The 10,121-nt window shown below is 30.4% G+C and carries 11 protein-coding genes and 1 riboswitch; of the genes, 10 read left to right on the forward strand and 1 reads right to left on the reverse strand.

Annotated elements, in window-relative coordinates; genetic code table 11:
* The 6 genes from pknB to VK998_RS05615 all read left to right on the forward strand — a co-directional run.
* A partial coding sequence (pknB, locus tag VK998_RS05590; protein ID WP_325226406.1) for a Stk1 family PASTA domain-containing Ser/Thr kinase occupies positions 1–1,661 on the forward strand: 1,661 nt, incomplete at its 5' end.
* A gap of 10 nt (positions 1,662–1,671) precedes the next feature.
* Positions 1,672–2,550: a ribosome small subunit-dependent GTPase A gene (gene rsgA / locus VK998_RS05595; RefSeq protein WP_325226408.1), complete on the forward strand. Its 879-nt coding sequence runs from the start codon at positions 1,672–1,674 to the stop codon at positions 2,548–2,550.
* Between the two features lies 1 nt (position 2,551).
* A complete protein-coding gene (gene rpe, locus VK998_RS05600) occupies positions 2,552–3,199 on the forward strand; it encodes a ribulose-phosphate 3-epimerase (RefSeq protein ID WP_325226410.1) in 648 nt (215 codons plus the stop codon).
* Between the two features lie 50 nt (positions 3,200–3,249).
* Positions 3,250–3,351, forward strand: a riboswitch (TPP riboswitch).
* Between the two features lie 56 nt (positions 3,352–3,407).
* Positions 3,408–3,947 (forward strand): energy-coupled thiamine transporter ThiT, encoded by a 540-nt coding sequence (gene thiT, locus VK998_RS05605; RefSeq protein WP_325226414.1) that lies wholly within the window; start codon positions 3,408–3,410, stop codon positions 3,945–3,947.
* A gap of 9 nt (positions 3,948–3,956) precedes the next feature.
* Entirely contained in the window at positions 3,957–4,601 is a 645-nt protein-coding gene (locus tag VK998_RS05610) for a thiamine diphosphokinase (RefSeq protein ID WP_325226416.1), read from the forward strand.
* A 105-nt stretch (positions 4,602–4,706) separates the two neighbouring features.
* Entirely contained in the window at positions 4,707–4,877 is a 171-nt protein-coding gene (locus VK998_RS05615) for a hypothetical protein (protein WP_325226418.1), read from the forward strand.
* A gap of 36 nt (positions 4,878–4,913) precedes the next feature.
* On the opposite strand, the gene rpmB is transcribed toward VK998_RS05615, so the two are convergent.
* Entirely contained in the window at positions 4,914–5,105 is a 192-nt protein-coding gene (rpmB, locus tag VK998_RS05620; RefSeq protein ID WP_325226420.1) for a 50S ribosomal protein L28, read from the reverse strand.
* A 220-nt stretch (positions 5,106–5,325) separates the two neighbouring features.
* Here rpmB and VK998_RS05625 point away from each other — a divergent pair, with 220 nt between their 5' ends.
* The 4 genes from VK998_RS05625 to rsmD all read left to right on the forward strand — a co-directional run bounded on the left by VK998_RS05625 (position 5,326) and on the right by rsmD (position 10,062).
* The gene (locus VK998_RS05625) at positions 5,326–5,682 is read left to right on the forward strand and encodes an Asp23/Gls24 family envelope stress response protein (RefSeq protein ID WP_325226422.1); all 357 of its coding nucleotides are present in this window, start codon (positions 5,326–5,328) and stop codon (positions 5,680–5,682) included.
* Between the two features lie 18 nt (positions 5,683–5,700).
* Positions 5,701–7,344 carry a DAK2 domain-containing protein gene (locus VK998_RS05630; protein WP_325226424.1) on the forward strand — a complete coding sequence of 548 codons (1,644 nt, stop codon included), beginning with the start codon at positions 5,701–5,703 and terminating at the stop codon, positions 7,342–7,344.
* Between the two features lie 62 nt (positions 7,345–7,406).
* Positions 7,407–9,449 (forward strand): ATP-dependent DNA helicase RecG, encoded by a 2,043-nt coding sequence (gene recG, locus VK998_RS05635; RefSeq protein WP_325226425.1) that lies wholly within the window; start codon positions 7,407–7,409, stop codon positions 9,447–9,449.
* Positions 9,450–9,510: 61 nt separating this feature from the next.
* Positions 9,511–10,062: a 16S rRNA (guanine(966)-N(2))-methyltransferase RsmD gene (gene rsmD / locus VK998_RS05640; RefSeq protein WP_325226428.1), complete on the forward strand. Its 552-nt coding sequence runs from the start codon at positions 9,511–9,513 to the stop codon at positions 10,060–10,062.
* Positions 10,063–10,121: the final 59 nt, after the last annotated feature.

The raw sequence follows: 10,121 nt of genomic DNA on the forward strand, positions 1-10,121 counted from the left end.
AATATATTGTTATGGAATATATTGAGGGCAAAACTTTAAAAGATCTAATTAGAGAAAAAGGTAAGTTTACAGTAAATGAAACGCTGAATTATTCTATACAGATAGCGGAAGCATTGGAACATGCTCACAAAAATCATATAGTTCATAGAGATATTAAACCTCATAATATTATGGTCACCGAAGATGGAAGGGTAAAGGTAACTGATTTTGGTATAGCCAGGGCTGCTACCACTTCTACAGTGACAAATACTTCTAATGTAATAGGTTCGGTTCATTATTTCTCACCTGAACAAGCCAGAGGTGGATATACAGATGAAAAATCAGATATATATTCTCTTGGAATTGTTATGTACGAAATGATAACGGGTAAAGTTCCCTTTGAAGGGGATAGCCCTATTACAGTAGCATTAAAACATATACAAGAAGAAATAATTCCTCCTAGGGACATGGATGATACCGTGCCAATAGGTTTACAAAATATAATTATGAGATGTGTAAAAAAAAGTCAGGTGGATAGATACAGCACTGCAGGTGAATTGTTATCAGATTTAAAAAGATTAAGATATATTGGAGAAGATTTACCTCTAGAGGAGATTAATAGAATAGAGGAAGCTACACAAATAATACCAGCCGTAAAAGATAAGGATGAAAATACTATGAAAAAATCTAATAGGAGAAAAAAGCAGAGTGATGGCGGTTTGAAAATTGTTTTTCTTGCTATTTTACTAGCTTTTATAGTTGTAAGTTCTTTAGCTTTAGGTTTTTTCAAACTTAAGGATTATTTTATATCAACAGAAGTAGTAGTTCCGGATTTAAAAGGAATGTATAAGGAAGAAGCTAAAGAAGAAGTTGAAAAATTAGGATTAGAATTTAGCGTAGTAAATGAAGTCTTTAACAATGAGTTTGAAAAAGATCAAGTAGTAAATCAGAGAACTAAAGCTGGAGAAAAAGTTAAAGAAGGATACACTATTGAAGTTACAGTTAGCAAAGGAAATAATTTAGTTAAAGTTCCTAATTTAGTCAATGAAAATATAAGTGAAATAGACGATTTATTAAAAGAGGCAAATTTAGTAGAAGTTGTAGATTATGACTATAGTGATACTGTAGAGGCGAATATTATCATTAGCCAAAGTCCAGACGCTTATTCTGAAGTAGAAGAAGGAACTAAGATCAATCTTGTAGTTAGTCAAGGACCAAAAAAAGAATATGTTATAATGCCAAAGCTAATAGGTCTTAGCGAGGAACAAGCAAAAAATGCCTTAGTAGCTTATGGGTTAGTATTAGACCAAGCTGTTCCAGAACCTAATGATGAATATGATGAAGGTATAGTGTTCTGGCAGAGTATTGAACAAGGTACTGAAATAGAAGCCAATACTGCTATCGACATATATGTTAGCACTGGACCAGCCGAGGAACCTGAACCAGAAGATACTGATAAAGAGATTCCTTTCTCAGTTAGTATAACACCTGCAAGTGAGGAGGAGGAAGTAGAAATAAAGGTATTAAGGGTTCAAGATGGAAATAGGGAAGTCGTATATAATAAAGTTCATAAGGTGGATGGTAAATCTGTTGAAATACCTTTAGAGGGTAAACTTGATGCTTATTTTGAATTCTATTACGATGATATTTATATAGATGAACTACCTCATCCTGAGGGCTAGGAGGTTTTATATGATAGAAGGTATTATTATAAAAGGGATTGGTGGATTTTATTACGTAAAAACTCAAGATGACGTTTATGAATGTAGGGCTAGAGGTGTTTTTAGAGAGCAAAATATAACACCTCTAATTGGGGATAATGTCTTAATACGTATAAGTGAAGAGGATAATACAGGATATATTGAAAAGATTATGGAGAGAAAATCCCAATTAATAAGACCTCCCGTAGCAAATGTTACTCAAGCTATTATTATTATGAGTATTAAAAATCCAGACATAAACTATTGGCTATTAGATAGGTTCATAGTTATGGCGGAACATCAAAATTTAAGTATAGGAATATGCATCAACAAGGTAGATTTATGTTTAAAAAAGGAAATTGATGTTATTGATACTATTTATGGCAATACTAAATATCCAATTATTAAGACTAGTACAAAAACTGGAAAAGGAATAGAGGAATTAAAGGAAATTTTAAAGAACAATATAACAGTTTTTGCTGGTCCCTCAGGTGTAGGGAAATCATCTTTGTTAAATAAAATTCATCCAAAGCTGAATTTGAAGACTGGTAACGTAAGTAAAAAAACTACTAGAGGGAAACACACTACCCGCCACGTTGAATTGATAGACATTGGTTCTAAATCCTATGTTCTTGATACTCCTGGGTTTAGTTCATTAAAATTAGATTTTATTAAGTCAGAAGAAGAACTAAGTAAGTATTTTGTTGAAATGCTTAATTATAATGATAAATGTAAGTTCATTAATTGTTTACATCGTAAAGAACCAAATTGTGAAGTAAAGAGACAGTTGAAAAATGGTAATATTAGTAAAATGCGATATGAGAATTATTTACGATTTTTAGAGGAGATAAAAAACATTAGGAGGTTTTAATATGGCAAAGCTTTCACCTTCCATATTATCAGCAGATTTTGGAAGCTTAAAAGAGGAAGTATTGAAATTAGAAAAGGGTGGAGCTGACTATATTCATTTAGATATAATGGATGGTCAATTTGTTCCTAATATAACCTTTGGATCACCTGTTGTAAATAAGTTAAGAACAATTACAAAAGTACCTTTTGATGTTCATTTGATGATAGATAAACCAGAAAGGTATATAAAAGATTTTGTAGAGGCTGGAGCAGATATTATTACAATTCATGAGGAGGCGACTACCCATCTACATAGAACAATAGAGGAAATAAAATCCTATGGTGTGAAAGCGGGAGTGGCTTTGAATCCTGCAACTTCTATAGATAGTTTAGAGTACGTTTTAGAATATATAGATTTGGTTTTAATAATGACTGTCAACCCAGGATTTGGAGGACAGAAGTTTATAAGTTCGATGGAAAGAAAAATAAAAAGAATGAGGGAAATTGTAGATAATAATAATTTAAATATCTTAATTGAAGCTGATGGTGGAATAAAGTTAGATAATGCTAAAAAAATAATCGATTATGGATTGGATATAATTGTAGTAGGCTCTGGTATTTTTGAAGCTAAAGATGTAATAGAAAGAACTAGAATCTTTAAAGAATTATAATTGAAAATAATATTTTATATGATATAATGTATATATCAACTAAATATTGAATTTATCACTAGGGGAGCCTTAAGTGGCTGAGAGGGGAATAATCCCGACCCTTTAAACCTGAACTAGGTAATTCTAGCGTAGGAAAGTGTTTTAGTTAGTTTATCTACCCATTACCTATTTCTGGTAATGGGTTTTATTTTTAAGGAGGTATTTGTAAATGAAAAAATGGAGTACTAAAATGTTAGTGGAAGCAGGTATTATGATTGCTTTATCTATTTTATTAAGTAGAATAAAGGTATATGAAGCTCCTCAAGGAGGTTCTGTAACTGCTGGTAGTATGATTCCTATCATGTTGTTTGCTATGAGATGGGGACTTGGTCCTGGGATAACTGCTGGAATAACTTTTGGGTTATTAAAATTAATGTTAGGAGGATGGGTTTTTAGTCCAACCCAAGCCATATTAGAATATCCAATAGCATTTGGTTTTCTTGGATTAGCAGGTGTTTTTTCTAATTCTATTGAAAAAGCTAAAGATGGAAGCTATTTCAAAATAATTTTGTCAGTTTTATTAGCAATTGCTGGAAGATTTATATGCCATTTACTGGCAGGAGTAATATTCTTTAGTGAATATGCAGGAACTCAAAATCCTTGGATATATTCTTTTGGATATCAAGCGAGTTATTTGATTCCAGAGTTTATAGTTTCTGCTATTATTCTGTCATTGATCTGGAAACCATTAAGCAGAATAGAAAAATAAAAAGAATGGATGATTAAATTGAGAGCATTACTGATTTTAAATGGGAATATTAAGAATCTTGAAAGATTAAAAGAATTAGTTCAAGAATCGGATTTCATACTTGCTGCTGATGGCGGCACTAATTATTGTTTAAAAATATCCTTGATGCCTCATATGGTTATCGGTGATTTAGATTCAATTTCCGAGGATATTTTAAGGCAAATATATAAACACAATATTCCTATACACAAATTTCCAACAAAAAAGGATAAAACAGATGCTGAATTATCTATTGATTATTTAATTGGTGAAGGTTTTAAGGATATAACAATAGTAGGGGCAATTGGTAGCAGAATTGATCACAGTTTAGCCAATATATTATTATTGACTAAACTAAATCAAAAAGGGGTTAATGGCAAAATTGTAGACGATAATAATACAGTATATTTAGTTGATAAAGAACTGATATTGACTAAAGATGAAAATTCTTTTTTGTCTATAATTCCTATCACTAATTCTGGAATAGTAATTACATTAAAAGGTTTTGAATATGAGTTGGATAAGGTAGGTATTGATTTCGGTTCTTCCTATGGAGTAAGTAATAAAATTATAAAAAATAAAGGATATATAGTGCTTAACAAGGGCCAATGTTTAGCAATTGTATCTAAGGATTAAAATGAAAAAATAAATCTTAGCCTAATAGGGTTAAGGTTTATTTTTTATGTAACTAAATGTAGTCTTGAGAATACTATAAAGTAAAGGTAAATCTGGGGTGAAATTATGAAGCGTTTCTATTATAGATACAGACATAAATCAAAGAAGATAATAGGATTCGCATTAGGTATTGTAGGGGTAGTTATTATTATAAATATAATCCCTATCGAAGTATTATTATTTTTAATAGGAATAATATTGATATTTATGGGGTTTCTATTATTGAAACTAAAATAAGACTTCCATTCTCAATAATAATGGAAGTCTTATTTTTTATAATGCTCTTTCAACATAACCAGATCTTAAACATCTAGTACAAACATTAATTCTTTTAGTGGTACCATTTACAACTGCTCTTACTTTTCTGATGTTTGGAGACCAACTTCTGTTATTCTTTCTATTTGAAAAAGTAATCTTGTTTCCAAAAGTTTTTCCTTTTCCACATATATCACATCTTCTTGCCATACAAACACCTCCTCATTTGAATAAAAAATATATTGGTATATTTTATCTTTTATATAATAACATATTATATTCTAACACAATAAACAATAAAAAGGCAACTATAATTATAGATTAATCAAATAGTTAAAAGTAATTGGTTGAACTATTTAGTATTATAAGGTAAAATATACCCATATACTATATTGATAATATTGATAATTTTTTATAAGGAGGCGATTTTGTGCCAGCTAGAACTAAGAATGAATTTGGATGTATCGATATAGACGACAATGTAATTGCAACTATTGCAGGACTTTCAGCAATGGAAAGCTATGGTATAGTAGGTATGGCGAGTAAAAATGCAACGGATGGTTTTTTTGAACTTTTGAAAAGAGAAAATTTATCTAGAGGGGTTAAAATATACACAGATAAAGACGAAATATTGATTGATTTACACGTTGTACTCCAATATGGAATTAGAATATCTGTAGTTGCTGAAAATATCATTGAAAAGGTAAGGTTTAACGTAGAAAACTTGACAGGATTAAAAGTAAGTAAAATAAATGTATATGTACAAGGAATTAGAGTTGAAAAGTAGTTTAAGGAGGTACTACAATTGAAGATTGGATTTATAGACGGTGCTATGCTGAAAAAAGCATTTATTGGATCTGCAAAACTATTAGAGGAAAACAAGGAAGAGGTAAACTCTTTAAATGTTTTCCCTGTACCAGATGGAGATACAGGGACTAATATGTCTTTAACTATGAAATCAGCAATTAATCAAATATTGAATTTGGAAGAGTATGGTGCTGGAAAAGTTGCTTTAGCAGCCAGTAATGGTTCTTTAATGGGAGCAAGAGGAAATTCTGGTGTTATTCTTTCTCAGTTATTTAGAGGTCTAGCTAATGGATTAAAAAACAAAGACACAGTATATACTATGGATTTGGCAGAAGCTTTTAAATTAGCTTCTGATACTGCATATAAGGCTGTTATGAAACCTACAGAGGGTACTATATTAACTGTAGCAAAGGGTTGTGCTGACTATGCATTAGAGTTGGCACAAGAAGAAAAAGATGTATTGATTTTTATGGAGAAAGTTATTAAACATGGTAATCAGGTACTTAATAAGACGCCTGATATGTTGCCTGTATTAAAACAAGCAGGGGTAGTAGATGCTGGTGGCAAAGGTTTAATTATTGTATTAACTGGAGCTTATAATGCTATAACTACTAAAGAAGATATCAACTTAGATACTTTCAAGATGGAAGCTGTTGAGGCAAAACCCATTACATCCCATGTTGAAACTTCAGATATTGAATTTGGTTATTGTACTGAGTTTATGATCAATACGCACAAAGATGACTATGAAGGCTTTAGAGAAGAATTAACTAAATTTGGGGATTCTTTAATGGTTGTTGGTGGTGATGGATTGATTAAAGTTCATATACACACTAATAATCCAGGTCAAGTATTAGAGAGAGCATTAAATATTGGTGAATTAAATGATATAAAGATAGATAATATGAGATACCAGCATAGTCACATAATGGAACATGAACAAAAAGAAAGTTCAGAAAATGATATAAATGGGGATGTAGAAACAAAAAAATATAGTTTTATTACTGTTTCTATAGGGGAAGGTTTGGATACAGTATTTAAAGAATTAGATGCAGATTATATAATACCTGGTGGTCAGACTATGAATCCTAGCACCGAGGATATTTTAAAAGCTATTGAAAACGTTAGAGGAGAAAATGTTATTATATTCCCTAATAACGGCAATATAATATTGGCTGCAGATCAAGCAAAAGAATTAAGCGAAAAAAATGTATACGTGTTTCCAACAAAGACCATCCCAGAAGGTATTACAGCTATGCTATCTTTTGATCCAGAATTAGACATAGATGATAATTTATCCAATATGGAAGAAGCAGTAGCCCATGTAAAAACCGGTCAGGTTACTTATGCTGTTAGAGATACTGAAATAAAAGAATCAAAAATAAATAAAGATGATATTATTGGTATTTCGAAGGGAGAAATAGTTTCAATTGGTAGCGATGTTGAAGAGGTATCCTTTGATTTATTAAAAAACATTGCTGATGATGATTCTTCATTGATAACAATTTTTTACGGTAATGGAATAGAAGAAGATATGGCTATAAAATTATCTGAAAAAGTAGAAGAAGAGTTTGAAGATTATGATGTAGAAATAATTTTTGGTGGCCAACCACTTTACTATTATATATTTTCAATAGAATAAAATCCCCGCCAAAAGGTGGGGCTTTTTTATGAAGAAATAAAAGGGTTTAAGGAGGGGTAAACATGATGGTTCAATATGTAAAGGGAGTTGGTCCTAAGAGGGCTAAAAAACTAAAAAGGCTTAATATACATACTATAGAAGATTTATTATATTTTGTACCAAGAGAATACGAGGATAGATCTGAGTTTAAAACTATTTCTGAATGTGTTGAAGGAGAAAAAATCAGTTTAAATGTTCAAATTAGCGGATATCCGACTAAATTAAAAACCAGAAGAAATTTGACTATATTAAAAATACCTGCAAAAGATAATACTGGTTCTGCCCAATTAGTTTGGTTTAATCAAAATTATATAGCGAATAAACTTTCCATAGGAGATAGAATTGCTATTCATGGAAAAGTTAGTATATTTAATAACCAGGTGCAAATATCAAATCCGTCTTTTGAGAAAAGAGGAAATAGCAAGGTTGGTAGGATCATCCCTATTTATCCTTTGACAGAAAATTTGACCAATAATGAAATGATTAAAATAGTTGGAAATGCAATCAGAGATTATAGCAGCAAAATCAAAGAAAGATTACCAGATTATGTAAGGAAAGAGTTGAAATTAATGCCTATTAAAGAAGCCATAGAAAACATTCATTTCCCTAAAGATAAAAATCACTATCTTGAGGCACGTAGAAGACTTGTTTTTGAAGAATTGCTTATTTTACAATTAGGATTATTTTTAATTAAGAGCAAAACAAAAGAGTTAAATCAAGGAATAAAATTTCCCCAAATGGCAGAAATTAATACATTTATAGAAAATTTACCTTTTAAATTAACAAAAGCACAGATGAAAACATTCAAAGAGATTGAAAAAGATATGGAGAAACATGAACAGATGAACAGATTAGTTCAAGGGGATGTTGGCTCAGGAAAAACTATTATTGCTTTATTAGCTATGTTTAAAGCATGGAAAGCTGGTTATCAATCAGTTATGATGGCACCTACAGAAATTTTAGCTCAGCAACATTATGATTCTATTTCTAGTTTCTTTGCAAAATATAATATTAGATCTGAACTTTTAGTAGGTAGTCTTTCAAATAAAAATAAAGAAAAAATTTTAGAAGATTTAAAAGAAGGAAAGATCGATGTATTAGTGGGAACCCATGCAGTAATACAGGAAAAAGTTGAATTCAATAATTTAGGATTAGCAATAACTGATGAACAACACAGATTTGGAGTAAAACAAAGAGCAATATTAAGTAAAAAGGGCAAAAGTCCAGATGTATTGGTAATGACTGCTACTCCTATTCCTAGAACATTAGCTTTGATTTTATATGGAGATTTAGATATTTCTATAATTGATGAATTACCTCCAGGTAGGAAGAAGATAGAGACATATGCAGTAGGTTTTAGCATAATAGATAGAGTTCATAATTTTGTAAAAAAACAAATTAAAGAAGGTAAACAAGCCTATATTGTATGTCCATTAGTAGAAGAAAGTGATACCTTAAATGTTAAATCAGCTGAAGAGCTTTATACTAGTCTAAAGGATGAAATCTATATAGATTTTAATGTAGGTTTATTACATGGAAGAATGAGGTCTAGAGAAAAAGACTATATAATGGATAGATTTTCTAAAAAAGAGTTAGATATATTGATTTCTACTACTGTTATTGAAGTAGGAGTAAATGTACCAAATGCTAATATAATGGTAATCTATAATGCGGAAAGGTTTGGATTAGCCCAGCTTCATCAACTAAGGGGAAGAGTAGGAAGAGGTGAACATCAGTCTTATTGTATCCTTATTAACGGAAGTAATAGTAAAATTTCTAGGGAAAGAATGAGAATACTTCAAAAATCTACAGATGGGTTCTATATATCGGAAAAGGATCTAGAGCTAAGGGGGCCAGGTGAATTTTTTGGCACTAAACAGCATGGCCTGCCAGATTTAAGAATTGCAAACCTATTTACAGATATGGAAGTGTTAAAATTGGCACAGAAAAAGGCAAAAGATATACTTGATAAAGACACTTATCTATTAGAAGAAAAAAATTTTCTTTTAAGACAAAGTATTGTTGATTTATTTAAAGATAGGGCAAAAGATTTAATTTTAAACTAACACTAGGAATTTTTGTATAAAGTATGATAAAATATATTCTATAAAGATATGAGGTGGTTTTTTGAGGGTTATATCAGGTAGTAAAAAAGGATTTAGATTAAAAAGTCCAAAGGGAAAGGATACTAGACCTACTGAAGATAGAATAAAAGAGTCTCTTTTCAATATATTAAGAAATATTATAGAAAATTCTATAGTTTTAGATTTATTTGCTGGCTCTGGTTCTATTGGAATTGAATTCCTTAGCAGAGGTTCAGGGAAAGTTTACTTTGTGGACAAATCATTGGACAGTATTCGCTGTATAAAAGACAATTTAGACCACACAGGATTTAAAGATAAGGGAGAAATTATTAAAAATGAGGCTATTAAATCTATTAACTTTTTCAAAAAAAAAGATATAAGATTTGACTACATTTTTATAGATCCTCCTTATGGTCATAATTTAATTGATAAGACCCTGAAAAAAATATATGAGAGTAATATTTTAGTTCAAGAGGGTATTATTATCTTAGAACATGAAAAGGATTTAATATTAAAAGAGAATATATATAATTTGACCAAGATTGATTATAGAAACTATGGGCATAAGTCTTTAAGTTTTTATACTAAAAAATAAATAAGGAGGATGCAATAAATGGTAGTAATTTATCCTGGAAGTTTTGATCCCGTAACTTA

The sequence above is a fragment of the Schnuerera sp. genome (genome assembly GCF_035459645.1).
Classification (GTDB): Bacteria; Bacillota; Clostridia; order Tissierellales; family Tepidimicrobiaceae; genus Schnuerera.